Below are 18,365 nucleotides of genomic sequence, written 5' to 3' on the forward strand. Positions count from 1 at the left end.
GCATCGGCCTCGCGCTCAGCGCGGACATCGTGCTTGCGGCCGAGTCGATGAAGCTGCGCGGCGGCTACTCCGCGATCGGCCTCACACCCGACGCCGGATCGTCCTGGCTGCTGGCGCGCCGCGTGGGTGCCGCGCGTGCCAAGGAGATCTTCCTCACCAACCAGCCGCTGACGGCGCGCGAATGCCTGGCCATCGGCGCCGTATCGCAGGTCCACGCGGACGATGAGCTCGAAGCCCGCGCGCTCTCGCTGGTCGAGGCGCTCGCCGCCGGCGCCACCGCGGCGCTGGCGCGGACCAAGGCCCTGCTCGACGGTGCGGGCGCCCGTTCGCTGGAAGCGCAGTTGGATCTCGAGCACCGCGGCATGGTCGCCTCGGGCGCCACGGCCGACGCCGAGGAGGGTGTCAAGGCCTTCTCGGCCAAGAGAAGCCCTCGATTTATCGGGCGATAGTGTCGGACAAACCCTGATGCATTGTCAGACAATGTGGCCTACGATGGGCCGCATGCAAGGACCTTCCTCGTGAGCGCGATGTCTCCGGAAACGGCCCCGTGGGCCCTGGACACAGCCTGCCTGGCCGCCTGGCTCGAAGCTCGGCTGCCCGGCCTGCGCGGCCCGCTGACGGCCACCCGCTTCAAGGGCGGCCAGTCCAACCCCACCTATCTGTTGAGCGATGCCGCCGGTGCCCGCTACGTGCTGCGCAAGCAGCCCGACGGCGTGCTGCTGCCCTCCGCGCATGCGGTCGACCGCGAGTACCGCGTGCTGCATGCCCTGGGCGGCACCGACGTGCCGGTGGCCCGCGTGCATTGCTTCTGCGACGACCCGCAAGTCGTCGGCACGCCGTTCTACGTGATGGATTTCGTCGACGGCCGCGTGCTGTGGGATCCGGCGCTGCCCGGCATGCAGGTGGCCGAGCGCGGCGCCATCTACGACGAGATGAACCGCGTGGTAGCGGCGCTGCACCGGGTGGATGTCGCTGCGGTCGGCCTGGCCGACTACGGGCGGCCCGGCGCCTTCTTCGAGCGCCAGATCGCGCGCTGGACGCGCCAGTACCAGGCGACGGTGGCCGGGCCCGACGGCGTCGAGGCGATCGCCGCGATGGAGCGCCTGATCGAATGGCTGCCGGCGAACGTCCCCGCCGGGGACGAGACCTGCCTCTTCCACGGCGACCTGCGCATCGACAACATGATCTTCCACCCGAGCGAGCCGCGCGTGCTGGCGCTGCTCGACTGGGAACTGTCCACGCTGGGCCACCCGCTGGCCGACTTCGCCTACCACGCGCTGCCGTGGCGGCTGGGTGCGCAGCAGTTCCGCGGCATGGCCGGTGCCGACTTCGCGGCGCTCGGCATCCCCAGCGAGCGCGCCTACCTCGATGCCTATTGCCGCCGGGTCGGCCGCGAGCCGGTCGACCCGGCGCACTGGGAGTTCTACCTGGCCTACGCGATGTTCCGGCTCGCCGCCATCCTGCAGGGCATCCTGAAACGCTCGCACGACGGCACGGCGTCGAGCGCCGAGGCGCGCGAGACCGGCGCCCGCGCGAAGCCGATCGCAGAGGCCGCGTGGCGGCAGGTCGAGGCCCACTTTCCCCGGACCGCATTCACGTGACCCCCACGCTCCTCACTTCGTGTGTCGCTGCCCCCCGAGGGGGCCGCAGGCCGCCTTGGGGCGGCCCGGCGCCGGCCTGACGCGTTCCTTCCTCCACCTCATCCGAAAGTCAGCTGTGTTCGAGTTCTCCCCCAARGTCCAGGACCTCCAAAAACGCCTCGCCGCCTTCATGGACGAGCACATCTACCCGAACGAGAAGCGCTACTACCGCGAGGCCGAGGAACTGGGCCCGTGGAAGGTCGCCCCGGTGCTCGAAGAGCTCAAGCCGAAGGCCCGCGCGGCCGGCCTGTGGAACCTGTTCCTGCCCGAGTCCTCGCATGGCGCCGGCCTGACCAACTTCGAGTACGCGCCGCTGTGCGAGATCATGGGCCGCTCGCACCTGGCGCCCGAGGTCTTCAACTGCTCGGCGCCCGACACCGGCAACATGGAGGTGCTGGCCCGCTACGGCACGCCCGAGCAGCAGGCGCAGTGGCTGGTGCCGCTGCTGGCCGGCGAGATCCGCTCCTGCTTCGCGATGACCGAGCCCGACGTGGCCTCGAGCGACGCCACCAACATCGCGTCGAGCATCGTGCGCGACGGCGACCACTACGTGATCAACGGCCGCAAGTGGTACACCACCAACGCCACCGACCCGCGCTGCAAGATCTGCATCTTCATGGGCAAGTCCGACCCCGACAACGCCGACCGCCACAAGCAGCAGTCGATGATCCTGGTGCCGCTCGACACGCCCGGCGTCACCGTGGTGCGGCCGATCGCGGTGTTCGGCTTCTACGGCGTGCCCGACCGCGCCTCGGAAGTCACGTTCGAGAACGTGCGCGTGCCGGCCTCCAACATGCTGCTCGGCGAAGGCCGTGGCTTCGAGATCGCTCAGGGCCGGCTCGGGCCGGGGCGCATCCACCACTGCATGCGGCTGGTCGGCCTGGCCGAGAAGATGCTCGAGCTGATGTGCCAGCGCAGCCTCACGCGCGTGGCTTTCGGCAAGCCCGTGGCGCAGCAGGGCGTGACGGTCGAGCGCATCGCCGAGTCGCGCATCCTGATCGAGCAGGCCCGGCTGCTGACCCTCAACGCGGCGCACCGCATGGACACGGTCGGCAACAAGATCGCCAAGGCAGAGATCGCGATGATCAAGGTGGCGGCGCCGAAGATGGCCTGCCAGGTGATCGATTGGACCATCCAGGCCTTCGGCGGCGGCGGCACCAACAACGACCACGGCATCGCCTCGGCCTATGCCACCGCGCGCCTGCTGCGGCTGGCCGATGGCCCCGATGAAGTGCACCGCAACCAGATCGGTCAGCTGGAGCTCAAGAAGTATCGCTAGCAGCCGCCCCGTGGCACCCAGATTCGGCAGACTGAAGCAAGGAGACAACCATGCACATCGAACTCGACTCTTCCGCATCCTCCATCGCCGTGCGCGGCACCGCCCCCGCGCGGCAGGAGCCGCTCATGTGGCTGAACGCGGATCGCGTGCTCTACGTGGGCCTGCTCGGCGAGCCCTCGGTGCGCACCTTCGGCGCCTATTCGATCTACGTGTCGCTCAGCAAGCCGCACCGCATCAGCGTCGCAGGCGGCGCCTGGGAGGAGGCCGAGGTGTCGGTGATTCCGCCCTACGTGCCGCATCGCATCGCCTCGGGCGAACGCATGATCTGCAACATCCTCATCGAGGCCGACAGCGTGGAGCGCAAGCGCCTGCCGGCCTTCATCGCGCAGGGGCGCGGCCTCGTGTGCGACGACGAGGTGCTGCGTGCGTTGCGCGCCGCGCTCGAGCGCTTCCGTTGCAGCAGCACGCGGCAGTTCCCGCAGACGGCCGACTTCGACCACAGCTTCTTCGGCGAGGCGCTGGTGCCGCGTGCCATCGATCGGCGCATCCGCGCCACGCTCGCGCGCATCAAGGACGACCCCAACAGCCACACCTCGGCGCAGGACTGCGCCGACGCCTCGCACCTGTCGGTGTCGCGCTTCCTGCACCTGTTCAAGGCCGAGGTGGGCACGCCGTTCCGCAGCTTCCGGACCTGGCAGCGGGCTCGCAGCGTCCTCTATTACGTGACGCAGAACGCCAATCTGGCGAACATCGCGCTCGATGTCGGCTACCCCGACTCGACCCATTTCAGCCACTCGATCCGGCAGGTCTACGGCCTGACGCCGAAGTCGATCTTCGCGGGCAGCCGCAGGCTCGAGCTCTACGGCCGGGCGGCTGCGGGCTCGCCGCGCTATCAGTTCGCCTGATTCTTCCTCAAAGACTTATGCAAGTAGATTTCGATTTCACTGGCAAGCACGTGGTGGTGTTCGGCGGCACCACGGGCATCAACTTCGGCATCGCGCACGCGTTCGCGCGCCAGGGTGCCAGGCTCGCGGTGGCCAGCCGCAAGCCCGAGAACGTGGCGGCCGCCATCGGTGAGCTGCGCGGTCACGGCGGCGAGGTGCACGGCGTGTGCGCCGACGTGCGCGACTTCGATGCGGTGGGCCGCGCGCTGCAGGAATCGGTCGACCGATTCGGCCCCATCGACGTGCTGGTGTCGGGCGCGGCAGGCAACTTCCTCTGCGAAGCCAAGGACATGTCGTCCAACGGCTTCAAGGTAGTGGTCGACATCGACCTGGTCGGCAGCTTCCACGTGCTGCGCCAGGCGCATGCGCACCTGCGCAAGCCCGGCGCATCGGTCATCAACATCACGGCGCCGCAGTCCTTCGTGCCGATGCGCTACCAGGCGCATGCCTGCGCCGCCAAGGCCGGCGTCGACCAACTCACGCGCGTGCTGGCGCTGGAGTGGGGCGCGGAGGGCGTGCGCATCAATTCGATCTCGCCCGGGCCGATCGACGGCACGGAAGGCTTCCGCAAGCTGATGGCGCCCTCGGTGGCAGAGCGCGACGCGGCACAGAACGCCGTGCCGCTGAAGCGCTTCGGCAGCTTGGATGACATCGCCAACCTTGCGTTGTTCCTGGCATCGCCCTATGCGGGCTATATCTCGGGCGCCTTGATTCCGTGCGATGGAGGCGGGGCGGTGGAGAGTGTCAAGCCGGCGCTGGAGTCGGCGGGGGCGTTGCTCTGAACCTCATGGTCGCCGGACGCTGTGCCTTGAGCTCGGCCGCAGGGCACGCGGACCGCTACGGGCGCACCGGGTGCTTGGCCTGGCTGCCGGGAGGGGCGGCGAGAACCTGCGCGCGAAGGTCGTTGTAGCGCGCCACGAAATTGACCAGCACGCTGGCGGTCCAAGCAAAAGCGAAGATGCCCGACATCCCGATGATCGGGGGCACCATGCGCCAGGCGCGCGGCAGCGAGAACGGCTCGCCCAGCGCGGTGTAGCAGTTCGCCGCGAAGTAGGCCGCCGTCGACCACTCGCCGATGATGTGGCCGAAGATCAGGGCGGCCGACCAGACGACCACCTCCGCCAGGTGCAGCGCGAGCAGCATCATCACCGTCAGCGTGAACAGCAGGTCGGCGCGCCACAGCGAGGCGTGCGAGCCCAGGGCGGCCGAGCGCTTGAGAAAGGAGCTCGTGATGATGCGGATCCAGAAGGCATGGAACATGATCACGAAGACCAGCACGGCCCCGCCGAACATGATGTCGGGCAGGGGCAGCGCCTGGGTCAGGGCGTTCTCGACCTGGGTGGGACTCAGGCTCGACAGCTCCGAGGCGGCCGTCGAGACCACCTCCTGGGGCAGCGAGTCGGAATCGAATTTTGTATCGGCCATGGTGCGGATCCGGGTGCTCATGCGGGGAACGAACAGGCGCCAGCCTGCCTGCGGTGGGTGCTGCGACTGTTGCCGCGTTGGGGGGGGCTGTCAACTCATTGCGGTCAGGACGTCGGGGCAGAATGCCGCACGATTGTCGCCCGCAGTCCCTGTTCGCCAACAAGTTCGGGTTGTGGGTCGGCTTCGGCTACGACGATTCGCAACTGAAGGAGCAGCGCCATCCGACCCGCGACGATCTCGACAAGGTCGCCTCCGACATCCCGGTGATCGCCATCCATCAGTCCAGCCATTTCGGCGCCTTCAAGGCGCTGAAGCTGGCGGACTTCGTGGTGCTGTCGGGCAATCCGATGACGATGCCGCGCGAGTCGCTGGGGGCGCTGCAGGTGCTGCGTACCGTCAAGGAAGGAAAGACGATCTACAGCCGGCCGTGATGACTCACCGGAACTGACGCAGGCCCCGCAGGACCCAGGGCACTCAGAGGGCGCGTACGAAGTCGGTGAGTGCGCCGTCGCCGGCCAGCAGGTGGTCGCCCAGCACCCGATTCCAGTGCGCCTCCGACCCATGCGCCATGCGCCATTCGTGCAGTCGGCGCGTCAGCAGTTGCAGGTCGTATTCCTCGGTGACGCCGATGGCGCCGTGCAGCGCGTGGGCGGTCGCGGCGATCAGCACCGCGGCTTCGCTGGCGCGCGACTTGGCGATCGCCGACGCCAGCAGCGGGGGCGCTTCGCCGTCGTCGCGGAAGGCGGCTTCGGCCGCGATAGCCGCCGCCGCCGTGTGCTCGGCCATCACGCTCAGCTGGTGCTGCACCGCCTGGAACTTGCCGAGCGATTTGCCGAACTGCACGCGATCGTTGCAGTACTGCAGGGTCATCTCGAAGATGCGGGTCATGGCGCCGGCGAGCATGGCGGCATGCAGGGCGGCGGCGAACGCGGGCAAGGCGGCGCCCGCATCGGCGAGCCGGCTCGTGCCGGCATCGCTGGTCCACGAAAGCGACGCGGCCAGGCTGCCATGGACGCCGGTCGGCGTGCGCCGCGCCGCCGCGCAGGGCAGCAGCAGCAGGGCGTCGCCGTCCCGGGCCAGCACGGCATCGGCGATGGCGCCGAAAGGCGTCAACGGGCAATGCAGCGTTCCATCCGCGTCGCGGCGCAGCGCGGTCGCCAGCGTGACCATGCCGTCCGGCATGGGCAGCCGGCTGCCCAGCAGCGCGCGCGCGACGATGCTCTGGCCCAACGGCACCGGCACGGCGTACCGGCCCAGATGGCACAGCACGGGGAACAGTTCCGCGAGCGGCAGTTCCGCGCCGCCCTCGGCCTCGGGGGCCAGCAGCGCGAGAAAGCCGGCGCTCTCCACGGATTTCCACAAGGCCGCGGGCGAGCCGCCGGCCTCGATGGCGCGCACCACCGCCGGCGTGCATTGGTCGCGGAGGATGTCTTCAATGGCTTCTGCAAACATGGTCAGGGTTCTTTCGCCGGAGGTCAGCGCAGGCCGAGACCGCGCGCGATCATTCCGCGCAGGATCTCGCGCGTGCCGCCGCGCAGGGAGAAGGTGGGCGCCACCTGGCTGACGTAGGCGACCGCGCGGTACAGCTCGGGGTCGACGGCGCCTTCGGGGTCCATGGCGATGGCCGCCTCGATGACGGCCGGGATGCTCTGCTCGAACTCGGTGCCGATGTCCTTCACCAGCGCCGCCTCGACCACCGGGCTCTCGCCGTTCACCAGTTTGGTGGTCACCGCGATCGACATGTTGCGCAGCGTGGCCAGGTGGGCGGCGAAGCGGCCGATGGTGGCGGCATGCACCGAGGCGCCCGGCGTGCGGCGCAGGCAGGCGATCCAGTGCTCGAGCAGAACGATGCTCGAATAGATGCGCTCCGGTCCGCTGCGCTCGAAGGCCAGCTCGGCGTTCACCTGTGCCCAGCCGCTGCCCTCGGTGCCGATGAGCGCGTCGTCGGCGAGCAGCACGTCGTCGAACAGCACCTCGGAGAAATGGGCATCGCCCGCCAGGTCACGGATCGGCCGCACGCTCACGCCCGGCAGCGAGAGGTCGACGATGAACTGCGACAGGCCCTGCTGGCGGTCCTTCGATTCGCCGGAGGACCGGACCAGCGCGATCATGTAGTGGCAATGCTGCGCGTTGGTCGTCCAGATCTTGCGGCCGTTGAGGCGCCAGCCGCCTTCGCAGCGCACCGCGCGGGTGGCGACGCTCGCGAGATCGGAGCCCGAGTTGGGCTCGCTCATGCCGATGCAGAAGAAGGCCTCGGCAGCGCAGATCTTCGGCAGGTAGAAGGCGCGCTGCGCCTCGGTGCCGAACTTCAGGATCAACGGCCCGCTCTGGCGGTCGGCGATCCAGTGCGCGGACACCGGCGCGCCCGCGGCCAGCAGTTCTTCCACCAGCACGAAGCGCGAGAAGGCATCGAGGCTGGCRCCGCCGTMCGGGGCCGGCAGGGTCACGCCCACCCAGCCGCGGGCGGCGAGCTTCCGGCTGAAGCTGGCGCTGAACCCCATCCACGAACGCGCGCGAACATCCGCCGGCGCAGCGTCGAGGTGGGTGCGAAGAAAGGCCTTCACCTCCTCGCGAAACGCCTGCGTTTCGGGGGGCAGGGCGGCAAGCCTGAAGGCGGACAGCAGTTGGCTCAAGGCGTTCTCCGGCGGTGCTCAGAGGCCGATCGTGTAGCCGCCATTGGCCGACAGATGCTGTCCCGTGATGTACGAAGCCGCATCCGAGAGCAGGAAGCACACCGGGCGCGCGACTTCCACCGGCTCGGCCCAGCGTCCGAGCGGAATCTGTGCGCGGTAGGTTTCGGCGAACTTCTCGCTGCGGATGGTTTCGGTCATGGGCGTCTCGACCACGCCGAAGCCGACGGTGTTCACGCGCACGTTGTACTTGGCCCACTCGCGCGCCGCGCACATCGTGAGGCCCAGCAGGCCCGCCTTGGCCGCGCCATAGTTGATCTGGCCGATGGTGCCGCGCCGTCCGGCGTCCGACGAGATGTTGATGATCGAGCCCTGGGTCTTGTCGCCCGCGCGCGCACGGGCCAGCATGTGGCGGCCCGCGGCCTGCAGGAAGAAGAAGGAGCCGGTGAGGTGCACGTCGATGACCTGCTGCCACTCCTCCTTGGTCATCTTCTCGATCATCGCGGTGCGGGTGATGCCTGCGTTGTTGACGAGACCATGCACGGCGCCGAACCGGGCCACGGCTTCGTCGATGGTGCGCTGCGCGAAGGCCTCGTCGGCCACGCTGCCGGCCATCGGCAGCACGCGGTCGGCGCCGGCTTCGTCGCGAAACGCTTCCAGCGCGCCGGCGTTGAGGTCGACGGCCGTGACGGTGGCGCCGAGTTTCAGCGCCAGTTCGGCGATGGCGCGGCCGATGCCTTGCGCCGCGCCGGTCACCACGATGCTCTTGTTCGCGAGCGAGAGGGATTCGTCGTTCATGTCGGGTTCCTTCGTCTTTGACTCAAAGTGTTTCTTCGGTGCCGAGCACCAGCGTGGCCTGGCTCGACAGTTCGCCGCCGTTGCCGTGCGCCACGGCCAGCTTCGCGTCCTTCACCTGCCGCTCGCCGGCCTGGCCCATCAGCTGCTGGGTGGCTTCGACCATGGTGAACAGGCCATACATGCCCGGGTGCACGCACGAGAGGCCCCCGCCGTTGGTGTTCACGGGCAGCGCGCCGCCCGGTGCGATGCGGCCGCCTTCGACGAAGGCGCCGCCTTCGCCCTTCTTGCAGAAGCCGAGGTCTTCGAGGAACAGGAGCGTGTTGATCGTGAAGGCGTCATAGAGCTCGACCACGTCGATGTCGGCGGGCTTGACGCCGGCCTGGGCGAAGGCGCGCGCACCGGAGTGCACGGCCGCGGTGGTCGTGAGGTCGGGCATCGAGGTGATGTCGCGATGGTCCGTGGCCGCCGCGGCGCCGAGCAGGTAGACCGGGCGTTTCGCCATGTGTTTCGCGCGTTCGGCGCTCACCATGACCACGGCGGCGGCGCCGTCGGTCACCAGGCAGCAGTCGCGCACGCTGATCGGGTCCGACACCATGCGGGCCTGGAGGTAGTCCTCCATCGTGAGCGGATCGCGCATGAAGGCGTCGGGGTTCAGTGCCGCCCACCGGCGCGCGGCGATGGCGACTTCGCCGAGCTGCTCGCGCTTCAGCCCGTACTGGTGCATGTAGCGCGAGGTGGCGAACGCATAGGCCCCCACGGGGCGCCCGAGCTTGTACGGCGCCTCGTAGGCCGAGGGGCGCATCGCGCTGACCAGACCACCCGAGGCGGTGCGCTGGTTGCTGCCGTAGGCGATCAGCGCGACATCGCATTGCCCTGCTTCGATCGCCAGCGCCGCCCACATCGCATGCGTGAGGAAGGCGGAGCCGCCGGTGCGGTTGTTCTCGGTCAGGCGCGGCTGGATGCCCAGGTACTCGGCGAAAGTGAGCCCGGAGAGGAAGTCGTCGGGCAGGCCGATGAAGAGGCCGTCCACGTCGCCCGGCGCGAGGCCAACCTGGTCGAGCGCCCCGAGGCTGGCCGAGACGGCGAGGTCCATCGAACTCATGCCGGGCGATTCGCCCATGCCGTAGGTGCTTGCGGCCACGATGGCCGATTTGCCGCGCGGAAAGCGGTCGTTCGTGGTCATGCCTGGCTCCCTGCGTCCGGCGCAATGTCAAAGAGAAGAATCGGCTTGTCGTCCTGCCGGCCGATGCGCGCCTGGACCTTCATGCCGATGCGCACCGCGTCGGGCGCGATGCCTTCGACGCGGCTCATCAGGCGGGGGCCTTCGTCGAGGTCGACCAGCACGACGTTGTACGGCTGCTGCGGCGGCTTGACGCGCACCACCGTGGTGGCGTGCACCGTGCCGCGGCCGGACGCCTCGACCCACTCGAGGTCGCGGGCACCGGTCACCGGCTCGGCCACGCGGGGGTAGAAAAAGTACTTGCCGCTGGCGCGCGAGCGCTGCAGCATGAACTTGCCTTCGGCGAGATGCGCGAAGTAGCTTGCTTCGGGACGAATGTCGGTCATGGGGTTTGCTGCCGGGTCAGGGTTTCGTGGCGGGCCATTGGTAGAGCGGTGCTTCCTTGGCCATGAAGCGGCGCACGGCTTCGGCGTGGAATTCGCTTTCGCGGCAGATGGCTTGCGCCATGGCCTCCTGCGCGTACACCTCGCCCCGGTCGGATTCGAAGGCGCGGTTCATCACGCTCTTCGCGAGGCCCAGCGCTTCGGTCGGCGCGCTGTGGAAACGGGCCGCGAACTCGAGCGCCGCCGGCAGGAGCGTGTCCGGCTCGCACACCGTGTGCACCAGCCCGAGGGTCTTCGCCTCTTCGGCACCGACCACGCGCGCGGTAAAGACGAGTTCCTTGGCGCGCGCGAGCCCGATGGCGCGCGGCAGCAGGTACATCGCGCCCGTGTCCGGCACATAGCCGAGCCGCGTGAAGGCACTGCAGAAGGTGGCGCGGGACGAAGCCAGCACGAAGTCGGCGCACAGCGCCAGCGACAGGCCGGCGCCGAAGGCCACGCCGTCGACGGCGGCGATCAGCGGCTTTTCGAGGTCGATCAACTCGTCGAGCCAGCGGTGAATCTTGCGGATGCGCTCGCGGCCTTCGAAGATGTCGCGCTTCTGGCCCTGCTGCTCCGACAGCACCTTGACGTCGCCGCCCGCGCAGAAATGGCCGGCGGCGCCGGTGAGAACGACCGCCCGCACGGCCGCGTCGTCGCGCACCCGCGCCACGGCGGCGGCCAGTTCCTCGCGCATGGCGTAGTCGAACGCGTTGCGCTGAGCGGGCCGGTTGAGCGTGAGCACGGCCGTCGCGCCCACCTGGGAGATGTCTACAACGGGCATGGTTGTCCTTTCATTCTTTTCAGTAGCGGATCTGCATCAGCCAGGTCGCGACCATGACCGGCCGCTCGGCGCCTTCGACGTGCACTTCGACGTGCCAGACGCAGCGAACCTCGTCGGGCTTGATGTCGTCGACGCGCTCGAGCTGGAAGCTGCCGACCAGCCGCGAGCCGCTGGGCACCGGGCCGGTGAACCGGATCTTGTCGAAGCCGTAGTTCAGCGCCATCTTCCGGTTGGGAAACTCGAAGCAGCGGTGGTACCAGCCCGTGATGAGCGACAGCGTCAGCAGCCCATGGGCGATGGTGGTCTTGAAGGGCGACTCGGTGGCGGCGCGTTGCGGATCGGTGTGAATCCACTGCCGGTCCTGGGTGACGCCGGCGAAGACGTCGATGGTTTCCTGGTCGACCGTGATGGCGTCGCCCGTGACCTGCGGCGCGCCCACGAACGCCTTGAGGGCCTGGATGGAGTCGAAGCTTTTCTTGCCCATGGTGTCAGTCCGCCTTCACGCCCAGCGACTTGGCCAGTGGAATCCAGCGCGTGCGCTCGTCGGCGATGAACTTGCCGAAGACCTCCGGCGATCCGGGCATCGGCTGCGCGCCGATGGCCTGGAGCTTCTCGATCAGCTCGGGCTTCTTGAGCGCCTCGTTGATGGCCTTGTTCATTTCGTTGACGATGGCCGGTGGCGTGTTCGCCGGCGCCACCACGCCGAACCAGGCGCTGGCTTCCGCTTTCGGGTAGCCCGCTTCCTTCAGCGTGGGCACGTTCGGCAGCTGCGGGAAGCGCACGCTGTCGAGAATCGCCAGCGGATGGATCTTGCCTGCCTTGGCCTGCTGCATCGACGAGGGCAGGGCGTCGAACATGATGTCGACGTTGTTGCCCATCATGCTCATGATGGCCGGCGCGCTGCCGGTGAACGGAACGTGCGTGACCTTGAAGCCCATCAGCGAGGTGGCGTATTCGCCCGCCAGGTGCGTGATGTTGCCGCTGCTGGCCGACCCCATGGTCAGCTTGCCCGGTTCCTTCTTGCCCAGCGCGATCAGCTCGGCCACGTTCTTGACGCTCAGGTCCTTGCGCGTCACCAGCAGCAGGGGCGACTTGCCCATGCCCGACACCGGAACGAAGGACTTCTCCGGGTCGTAGGGCATCTTGGCGTAGAGCGCCGCGTTGATCACCAGCGGTGCGTTCGAGCCGACGAAGAAGGTCTTGCCGTCGGGCTCGGCGCGCGCCGCCAGGTCGCCCGCGATCATGCCGGCGGCCCCGGCCTTGTTGTCCACGATGATCGGCGCGCCGAGAATGACCGAGGCGTCCTGCGCCACCAGCCGCGYGATCTGGTCGGCGGCGCCGCCGGCCGGGTAGGGCACCAGGAAGCGGATCGGCGTCTTCTGCTGCGCCTGGGCCGCGAAGCCGGCGACGAGCAGCAGCGAGGCGATGGCCGCCGTGCGAAGGGGTGTGAACTTCATGATCTTGTCTCCGTTTGGTTGGGGTGGGCGCGCTTACACGACGCCCATGGCTTTCAGTTCGGCCAGGCGTTCGTCCGACAGCCCGAGCCGGTCGCCCAGGACGGCGCTGTTGTGCTCGCCCAGCGTGGGTGCCGAGCGCGTATAGCGGATCGGCGTTTCCGACAGGCGGATCGGGTTGGCCACGCTGGGCGCCTGGACGCCCGCGCTGTGCGGCAGCGACAGCTGCATCTCGCGGTGCGTGACCTGCGGGTCCTCGAACACCTGCTTCATGTTGTGGATCGGGCCGCAGGGCACGTTGCGGGCCTCGAGCAGCGCAACCCAGTCTTCCATGGCGCGCGCCAGCATCGCCTCGGCCACCTGCGGGATGAGCGTCTCGCGGTTGCGGTTGCGTTGCGCCGTGGTGCTGTACAGCGGGTCTTCGGCCAGCGCGGGGCGGTCGATCGCCTTGCAGAAGGCGGCGTACTGCGCGTCGTTGCCCACCGCGATGATGATGTCGCCTTCCTTGCAGCGGAAGACCTGGTAGGGAACCATGTTGGAGTGCGCGTTGCCCATGCGCTGCGGGATCTTGCCCGAGAGGAAGTAGTTGATCGCCTGGTACGAGTTGATCGTGACGATGCAGTCCAGCAGCGACATGTCGATGTACTGCCCTTCGCCGCTCACGCGGCGGTGCTCGATGGCCGCGAGGATCGCGGAGGTGGCGTACATGCCGGTCAGCAGGTCGCTGATCGCGATGCCGCTCTTCATGGGGGCGGCGCCGGGCTCGCCGTCGGGCACGCCGGTGATGCTCATCAGCCCGCCCATGCCCTGGAACACGTAGTCGTAGCCCGGCAGCGCCGCATACGGGCCGTCCTGGCCGAAGCCCGTGACYGAGCAGTACACCAGGCGCGGGTTGATCTTGCGCAGGTCTTCGTAGGCCAGGCCGTAGCGCGCGAGCGTGCCGACCTTGTAGTTCTCGACCAGGATGTCGGCGTCGCGCGCAAGCTGGCGAATGATCTCCTGTCCCTCGGGCTTCGCCAGGTCGACAGTGACCGACTGCTTGCCGCGGTTCGCGCTCAGGAAGTAGGAGGAGTCGCGGGTCTCGCGGCCCTCGGCGTCCTTGAGGAAGGGAGGGCCCCAGTAGCGGGTGTCGTCGCCCACGCCGGGGCGCTCKATCTTGATCACCTCGGCACCCATGTCGGCGAGGTTCTGGGTGGCCCACGGGCCCGCGAGGATGCGGGTCAGGTCGAGCACCTTGAGGTGCCCCAATGCCGTCTTCATGTGTGCTTCCTGTCCTGTGTCGATGGCGTGAGGATAGGGTGGCGCTACATGTTCGGTCCAATATTAAATAGTCGAAAAGCGATATACGATCGGTATCGAGATCTGTCGCAACGCCATAGGGAAGCTTTTCCTTTGTGATATCAATGAAGTATTGAAATCGTTAAATTCAATATTGGACGTGTCGGGGTTGAAGCCCTACGCTGGCCGCCTGTCCAACACCCTGAAGAGGCCTTCCGCGATGCCAGACTTTCTCCTGTACGAGCAGCAAGACCACGTCGTCACGCTGACGATGAACGAACCTGGCCGCCGCAATCCGCTCACGGGCAATTCCGCCGTGCCGGACTTCCTGGCCGCGATCGACCGCATCCACAACGCCCGCAGCGTGCGCGCGGTGATCCTGACCGGCGCGGGCACGGCCTTTTCCTCGGGCGGCGACATCCGCGACATGGAGCGGCAGGCGTCGGGCGAGGTCTCGGGCATGCAGATCCGGCAGGAATACCGCACCGGCATCCAGAAGCTTCCGCTGGCGCTGTTCAACCTCGAAGTGCCGATCATTGCCGCCGTGAACGGCGCCGCCATCGGCGCGGGGCTCGACCTCGCCTGCATGTGCGACGTGCGCATCGCATCGGAGCACGCCAAGTTCGCCGAGAGCTTCGTCAAGCTCGGGATCATTCCCGGCGACGGTGGCGCCTGGCTGCTGCCGCGCATCGTCGGCATGTCGCGCGCCTCGGAGATGTCGTTCACCGGCGAAGTGATCGGCGCGGAACTGGCGGCCAGCTGGGGTCTGGTCTCGCGCGTGGTGCCGGCCGGCCAGCTGCTCGCCACCGCCAACGAACTGGCCCGGCGCATCGCGGCCAATCCGCCGCACGCCGTGCGCCTGACCAAGCGGCTGCTGCGCGAGGCCATGCACACGCGCCTGGACACCTTGCTCGAAATGGCTTCGGCCTTCCAGGCGATGTCGCACCAGACCGCCGACCACAAGGAGGCCGTGGCAGCCTTCCTGGCCAAGCGCCCGGCTGTCTTCAAGGGGTGATGTGGGCGGGCTCGCAGGCACGGCACGGGCGGCAAGGGGCGAGGGCTCCGTTATGCTCGACGCCAGTGATTCAGCCAAGCCCATGGACCTGCGACGCATCCGCCACTTTGTCGTTCTTGCCGAGACGCTCAACTTCCGCCGCGCGGCCGAGCGCCTGCACATGGCGCAGCCGCCGCTGACGGTCTCGATCCAGAAACTCGAAGCAGAGCTCGGCACCCGGCTGTTCACCCGCGAGTCCACCGGCGTCCTGCTCACGCCCACCGGGCAGGCGGTGCTGATCGAGGCCCGCAAGCTGCTCTTCCACGGCAACCAGTTGCGCGAGACCGCGATGAGCACGCTGGCGGGAACCGGCGGCGTGCTGCAGATCGGCTTCGTCGGCTCCACCACCTACGGCATGCTGCAGAAGCTGCTGCCGCTGTTTCGTGCCGAGTACCCCGGCGTCGAACTGATCCTGCGCGAAGCGACGTCGGTGAGCATCCTGCAGCAGCTCGAAGACAAGTCGCTCGACATCGGGCTCGTGCGCGTGCCCCTGATGCAGCCGACCGGGGCCACGCTGCTCCAGCTGGAGCGCGAGGAGTACGTGGCAGCGCTGCCGCGCGGCAATCCGCTGGCCGGCAAGGGCATGCTCAAGCTGTCGGACATGGCCGGCGAGTCCTTCATCATGTATGCCGCCGGCCAGGCCTCCGGCCTTCACGGCACGGCCATGTTCGCGTGCCAGCAGGCCGGCTTCATTCCGCGCGTGACACAGCAGGCCATCCAGGTGCAGACGGTGCTCGCACTGGTCGAGAGCGGTCTCGGCGTGGCGCTGGTGCCGTCGGTGATGCAGCGCTATGTGAGCGAGAAGATCGTCTACCGGCCTTTCGTGGATTTCCCGGCGACGGCCTCGATCGGGCTCTCGCTCGCCTACATGGCCGACACCGAGAGTCCGGCCGCCAGCCGCTTCCGGGCCTTGGCGGCGCGCGAGTTTCCGTTGGTCCAGGCGGGCTAGCCGCCCAGTCGCGAGGCTTCTCTCATGCCCGTTTCCGATTCGCTCCTTCTTCGCAACGTGCGCCCGCTGGGCGCGGCGCCCGTCGACCTGCTGGTGACCGGCGATCGCATCGCGGCGGCAGGCGTCGCGCTGGCCGTGCCCGCCGGCTGCGTGGTGGAGGAGGGCGGCGGCGCACTGCTGCTGCCGGGCCTGGTCGAAGGCCACACTCACCTTGACAAGACCTTGTGGGGCCTGGACTGGTACCGCAACGAGGTCGGCACCCGGCTCATCGACAAGATCGACAACGAGCGCGCCTTCCGCGAGGCGAGCCGCCACGACGCCGCGGCCCAGTCGCTGGCGCTCGCCAAGGACTTCCTCGCCCTCGGAACGACCCGGCTGCGCACCCACGTCGACATCGACACCCAGGCCGGCCTGCGCCACCTCGACGGCGTGATGCGCACGCGCAGCACGCTCAAGGCGTTGCAGCAGATCCAGATCGTCGCCTTTCCGCAATCGGGCCTGCTGCAGCGGCCCGGCACGGCCGAGCTGCTCGACGACGCGATGTCACAGGGTGCCGATGTGCTCGGCGGCCTCGACCCCTGCGCGATCGACGGCGACCCGGTGCGCTCGCTCGACACGCTGTTCGGCATCGCCGAGCGCCGTGGCTGTCCGCTCGACATCCATCTTCACGAGCCGGGCCCGATGGGGGCCTTCTCGCTGGCGCTGATCCTGGATCGCGCGGCCGCGCTCGGCATGCACGGCCGGGTCGCGATCAGCCATGGCTTCTGCCTGGGCGAACTGCCCGAGCGCGAGCGCGACTTGCTGCTGGCGCGCATGGCGAAGCTGGACGTGGTGCTGATCACCAGCGCGCCCCCTTCGCGCCACGTCCCGCCCTTGATGGCCTGCCGCCAGGCCGGCGTGACGGTGCTGGGCGGCAACGACGGCATCCGCGACACCTGGTCGCCCTACGGCAGCCCCGACATGCTGGAGCGCGCGATGCTGATCGGCATGCGCTACAACCTGCGCCGCGACGACGAGCTCGACATCGCGCTCGACTGCGTCACCCACGCTGGCGCGCGCGGCTGCGGCTTCGCCGCCTATGGCCTCGCGACGGGCGACCGCGCCGACCTGGTGCTGGTGCAGGCGCAGACGGTGGCGCAGGCGGTCGTCGTACGGCCGCCACGTCGACTGGTCGTGGCCGGCGGACGCATCGTTGCGCGCGACAACGTCTTGCTGCCGGACGCGGTGCCTGCGTGAGCCGGCCGCTGGCCGGCACGGCACGCGGGGACGCGGCATCGCCCTGGCGCGTTGCGAGTCGGACTAAAAGGCTGGAAGTCGCGAGCTGCTGCTCAACGAAGTCGCGCAGCGCCCGCGTAAAAAGAGCTGCACCGCCACCGGCCGCATGGGCAGCTAGTAGCGCTGGATCTCGGCGGTACGCGTGATCGTCAAGTCCTGTTCGCAGCCAAGAATCTGACCTTGGTTGATCGCGTTCGCGGAGCACTCCTTGTCTCGGCGCTTGATCCACGCGCGCTGCTCGTTGCGCAATTTGATCTTGCCGTCTGCGTCAAGCCGCGCCATGGCTTGCTTGTAGGCGACATTGAGTGCCTTGTCCGCCCTTGCAGCGTCTTCTCCTGCGCACGCCCACTGTCCTTCCTGTTCACATGCGCGCGGCGCGGCGGCGGCGATGTTTGCGGCGAGCGCGAGAGCGAGGAAGACGAGGGACTTCGAGATCATGGGTTGGTTGTCGATTCGGTTTGAGAGGTATCAGAATGTATCAATCTGCCTGACCACCTCGAACCGGCCGACGCGCTGCGACTCACCTGGATTGCTGACCCATGCCCTGGGTCGGCGTCGCGGCGATCACTTTCGCGCCGATGCACGGCGCGTCGGCCCTAGGCGGACGGCATCCGCTCGAATGCCGGCAACGAGGGATCGATGGCGTCCCACGCCAGCCCGCGGACGCTGTAGGTGAGCACCTGCGGCGCGAAGCGGCCCGGCTCGTCCAGGCTGCCCGCATGGACCGCGATCAGCTCCGGCATCGCGGCGAAGCGCAGGAAGACCGGTGTGCCGCAGACCGGGCAGAAGGCGTGGATCTTCACGTTGCCGCTGTCGCCCGCGACCTCCCAGTGCGTCGCCTCGCCGGTGATCGCCATCTCGGCGCGCGCGGGAAAGGTCAGGTAGGAGCCGTGCCCGGTGCCGCTTCGCCGCTGGCAGTCGCTGCACTGGCAGTGGTTCTGGAAGACGGGCGCGTGCTGGGTCGTGTAGCGGATCGCGCCGCACGCGCATCCGCCGGTGTAGGACTGGGTCATGAAAAACTCCTGGTTCAGGCCGTCTTCGGCTTGGCGAAAACGTCGATGCCCTGTCCCGTTTCGAGCAGGGACTTCAGGCTGGAAAGAACGATCGGCCAGCCCTGCTGGATGCCCTTGGCCATCCCGCTGCCGGCCTCGAGTTCGTCGTGGGTGACGGTCAGCCGCACCATGTCCTCGTAGGCCGCGACGTCGAAACTCACGCGGCTGTAGCTGGCCGGATCGGCCGCCTGCGAGGGGTCCGCC

22 protein-coding genes are annotated in these 18,365 nt (G+C 68.5%); 9 read left to right on the forward strand and 13 right to left on the reverse strand.

Going from position 1 to position 18,365, the window contains the following annotated elements; translation table 11 throughout:
• The 5 genes from AC1D2K_RS10985 to AC1D2K_RS11005 all read left to right on the forward strand — a co-directional run.
• On the forward strand, positions 1-449 hold a 449-nt coding region (locus AC1D2K_RS10985; protein ID WP_478088813.1), incomplete at its 5' end, for an enoyl-CoA hydratase-related protein.
• Between the two features lie 78 nt (positions 450-527).
• The gene (locus tag AC1D2K_RS10990) at positions 528-1,601 is read left to right on the forward strand and encodes a phosphotransferase (protein ID WP_478088853.1); all 1,074 of its coding nucleotides are present in this window, start codon (positions 528-530) and stop codon (positions 1,599-1,601) included.
• Between the two features lie 115 nt (positions 1,602-1,716).
• Complete coding sequence (locus AC1D2K_RS10995; protein ID WP_478088815.1) at positions 1,717-2,919, forward strand: acyl-CoA dehydrogenase family protein; 1,203 nt, start codon at positions 1,717-1,719, stop codon at positions 2,917-2,919.
• Positions 2,920-2,969: 50 nt separating this feature from the next.
• Complete coding sequence (locus AC1D2K_RS11000; protein ID WP_478088817.1) at positions 2,970-3,824, forward strand: helix-turn-helix transcriptional regulator; 855 nt, start codon at positions 2,970-2,972, stop codon at positions 3,822-3,824.
• Between the two features lie 17 nt (positions 3,825-3,841).
• Positions 3,842-4,645, forward strand: coding sequence for an SDR family oxidoreductase (locus AC1D2K_RS11005; RefSeq protein ID WP_478088818.1), 804 nt, complete (start codon positions 3,842-3,844; stop codon positions 4,643-4,645).
• Positions 4,646-4,700: 55 nt separating this feature from the next.
• Here the strand turns inward: AC1D2K_RS11005 and AC1D2K_RS11010 are convergent, their stop codons facing one another.
• Positions 4,701-5,288 carry a hypothetical protein gene (locus AC1D2K_RS11010; protein WP_478088820.1) on the reverse strand — a complete coding sequence of 196 codons (588 nt, stop codon included), beginning with the start codon at positions 5,286-5,288 and terminating at the stop codon, positions 4,701-4,703.
• Positions 5,289-5,410: 122 nt separating this feature from the next.
• On the opposite strand from AC1D2K_RS11010, the gene AC1D2K_RS11015 reads away from it, so the two are divergent.
• Positions 5,411-5,719, forward strand: a complete 309-nt coding sequence (locus tag AC1D2K_RS11015; RefSeq protein WP_478088821.1) for an amidohydrolase family protein — start codon at positions 5,411-5,413, stop codon at positions 5,717-5,719.
• 43 nt (positions 5,720-5,762) lie between these two features.
• Here the strand turns inward: AC1D2K_RS11015 and AC1D2K_RS11020 are convergent, their stop codons facing one another.
• Genes AC1D2K_RS11020 through AC1D2K_RS11060 form a run of 9 tightly spaced genes read right to left on the reverse strand, consistent with a single transcriptional unit; the run spans position 5,763 to position 13,813 of the window.
• Positions 5,763-6,740, reverse strand: a complete 978-nt coding sequence (locus AC1D2K_RS11020) for an acyl-CoA dehydrogenase family protein (protein WP_478088823.1) — start codon at positions 6,738-6,740, stop codon at positions 5,763-5,765.
• Between the two features lie 23 nt (positions 6,741-6,763).
• A complete protein-coding gene (locus AC1D2K_RS11025) occupies positions 6,764-7,921 on the reverse strand; it encodes an acyl-CoA dehydrogenase family protein (protein ID WP_478088825.1) in 1,158 nt (385 codons plus the stop codon).
• Positions 7,922-7,939: 18 nt separating this feature from the next.
• Positions 7,940-8,716: an SDR family NAD(P)-dependent oxidoreductase gene (locus AC1D2K_RS11030; protein ID WP_478088827.1), complete on the reverse strand. Its 777-nt coding sequence runs from the start codon at positions 8,714-8,716 to the stop codon at positions 7,940-7,942.
• A gap of 22 nt (positions 8,717-8,738) precedes the next feature.
• A complete protein-coding gene (locus AC1D2K_RS11035; protein WP_478088829.1) occupies positions 8,739-9,899 on the reverse strand; it encodes a thiolase in 1,161 nt (386 codons plus the stop codon).
• On the reverse strand, positions 9,896-10,282 hold the full coding sequence (locus AC1D2K_RS11040) for a Zn-ribbon domain-containing OB-fold protein (protein WP_478088831.1): 387 nt from the start codon (positions 10,280-10,282) through the stop codon (positions 9,896-9,898). The genes AC1D2K_RS11035 and AC1D2K_RS11040 overlap by 4 nt, the downstream gene beginning before the upstream one ends.
• 16 nt (positions 10,283-10,298) lie before the next feature.
• Positions 10,299-11,099: an enoyl-CoA hydratase/isomerase family protein gene (locus AC1D2K_RS11045; RefSeq protein ID WP_478088833.1), complete on the reverse strand. Its 801-nt coding sequence runs from the start codon at positions 11,097-11,099 to the stop codon at positions 10,299-10,301.
• Positions 11,100-11,118: 19 nt separating this feature from the next.
• Positions 11,119-11,583: a MaoC family dehydratase gene (locus AC1D2K_RS11050; protein ID WP_478088835.1), complete on the reverse strand. Its 465-nt coding sequence runs from the start codon at positions 11,581-11,583 to the stop codon at positions 11,119-11,121.
• Positions 11,584-11,587: 4 nt separating this feature from the next.
• Positions 11,588-12,556 carry a Bug family tripartite tricarboxylate transporter substrate binding protein gene (locus AC1D2K_RS11055; RefSeq protein WP_478088837.1) on the reverse strand — a complete coding sequence of 323 codons (969 nt, stop codon included), beginning with the start codon at positions 12,554-12,556 and terminating at the stop codon, positions 11,588-11,590.
• Positions 12,557-12,589: 33 nt separating this feature from the next.
• Positions 12,590-13,813, reverse strand: coding sequence for a CaiB/BaiF CoA transferase family protein (locus AC1D2K_RS11060; protein WP_478088839.1), 1,224 nt, complete (start codon positions 13,811-13,813; stop codon positions 12,590-12,592).
• Positions 13,814-14,051: 238 nt separating this feature from the next.
• Here AC1D2K_RS11060 and AC1D2K_RS11065 point away from each other — a divergent pair, with 238 nt between their 5' ends.
• From AC1D2K_RS11065 to AC1D2K_RS11075, 3 genes are all read left to right on the forward strand, one after another.
• Positions 14,052-14,846 (forward strand): crotonase/enoyl-CoA hydratase family protein, encoded by a 795-nt coding sequence (locus AC1D2K_RS11065; protein ID WP_478088841.1) that lies wholly within the window; start codon positions 14,052-14,054, stop codon positions 14,844-14,846.
• 82 nt (positions 14,847-14,928) lie between these two features.
• Entirely contained in the window at positions 14,929-15,834 is a 906-nt protein-coding gene (locus tag AC1D2K_RS11070; RefSeq protein WP_478088843.1) for a LysR family transcriptional regulator, read from the forward strand.
• Between the two features lie 24 nt (positions 15,835-15,858).
• Positions 15,859-17,070, forward strand: coding sequence for an amidohydrolase family protein (locus tag AC1D2K_RS11075; protein WP_478088845.1), 1,212 nt, complete (start codon positions 15,859-15,861; stop codon positions 17,068-17,070).
• A 153-nt stretch (positions 17,071-17,223) separates the two neighbouring features.
• On the opposite strand, the gene AC1D2K_RS11080 is transcribed toward AC1D2K_RS11075, so the two are convergent.
• The 3 genes from AC1D2K_RS11080 to AC1D2K_RS11090 form a co-directional block, all read right to left on the reverse strand.
• The gene (locus tag AC1D2K_RS11080; protein WP_478088847.1) at positions 17,224-17,547 is read right to left on the reverse strand and encodes a lysozyme inhibitor LprI family protein; all 324 of its coding nucleotides are present in this window, start codon (positions 17,545-17,547) and stop codon (positions 17,224-17,226) included.
• Between the two features lie 158 nt (positions 17,548-17,705).
• Positions 17,706-18,122, reverse strand: a complete 417-nt coding sequence (locus AC1D2K_RS11085) for a GFA family protein (RefSeq protein WP_478088849.1) — start codon at positions 18,120-18,122, stop codon at positions 17,706-17,708.
• A gap of 14 nt (positions 18,123-18,136) precedes the next feature.
• The coding region (locus AC1D2K_RS11090) for an SRPBCC domain-containing protein (protein WP_478088851.1) at positions 18,137-18,365 on the reverse strand (229 nt) is incomplete at its 5' end.

This window comes from Variovorax sp. P1_H12_2 (genome assembly GCF_056405335.1).

Coding starts and splice junctions, on each gene's coding strand:
- AC1D2K_RS11030 (WP_478088827.1), bottom strand. CDS start 8,716: ATGAACGACGAATCCCTCTCGCTCGCGAACAAGAGCATCGTGGTGACC.
- AC1D2K_RS11065 (WP_478088841.1), top strand. CDS start 14,052: ATGCCAGACTTTCTCCTGTACGAGCAGCAAGACCACGTCGTCACGCTG.
- AC1D2K_RS10990 (WP_478088853.1), top strand. CDS start 528: ATGTCTCCGGAAACGGCCCCGTGGGCCCTGGACACAGCCTGCCTGGCC.
- AC1D2K_RS11045 (WP_478088833.1), bottom strand. CDS start 11,099: ATGCCCGTTGTAGACATCTCCCAGGTGGGCGCGACGGCCGTGCTCACG.
- AC1D2K_RS11010 (WP_478088820.1), bottom strand. CDS start 5,288: ATGGCCGATACAAAATTCGATTCCGACTCGCTGCCCCAGGAGGTGGTC.
- AC1D2K_RS11080 (WP_478088847.1), bottom strand. CDS start 17,547: ATGATCTCGAAGTCCCTCGTCTTCCTCGCTCTCGCGCTCGCCGCAAAC.
- AC1D2K_RS11050 (WP_478088835.1), bottom strand. CDS start 11,583: ATGGGCAAGAAAAGCTTCGACTCCATCCAGGCCCTCAAGGCGTTCGTG.
- AC1D2K_RS11085 (WP_478088849.1), bottom strand. CDS start 18,122: ATGACCCAGTCCTACACCGGCGGATGCGCGTGCGGCGCGATCCGCTAC.
- AC1D2K_RS11005 (WP_478088818.1), top strand. CDS start 3,842: ATGCAAGTAGATTTCGATTTCACTGGCAAGCACGTGGTGGTGTTCGGC.
- AC1D2K_RS11035 (WP_478088829.1), bottom strand. CDS start 9,899: ATGACCACGAACGACCGCTTTCCGCGCGGCAAATCGGCCATCGTGGCC.
- AC1D2K_RS11015 (WP_478088821.1), top strand. CDS start 5,411: ATGCCGCACGATTGTCGCCCGCAGTCCCTGTTCGCCAACAAGTTCGGG.
- AC1D2K_RS11075 (WP_478088845.1), top strand. CDS start 15,859: ATGCCCGTTTCCGATTCGCTCCTTCTTCGCAACGTGCGCCCGCTGGGC.
- AC1D2K_RS11000 (WP_478088817.1), top strand. CDS start 2,970: ATGCACATCGAACTCGACTCTTCCGCATCCTCCATCGCCGTGCGCGGC.
- AC1D2K_RS11040 (WP_478088831.1), bottom strand. CDS start 10,282: ATGACCGACATTCGTCCCGAAGCAAGCTACTTCGCGCATCTCGCCGAA.
- AC1D2K_RS11070 (WP_478088843.1), top strand. CDS start 14,929: ATGGACCTGCGACGCATCCGCCACTTTGTCGTTCTTGCCGAGACGCTC.
- AC1D2K_RS11020 (WP_478088823.1), bottom strand. CDS start 6,740: ATGTTTGCAGAAGCCATTGAAGACATCCTCCGCGACCAATGCACGCCG.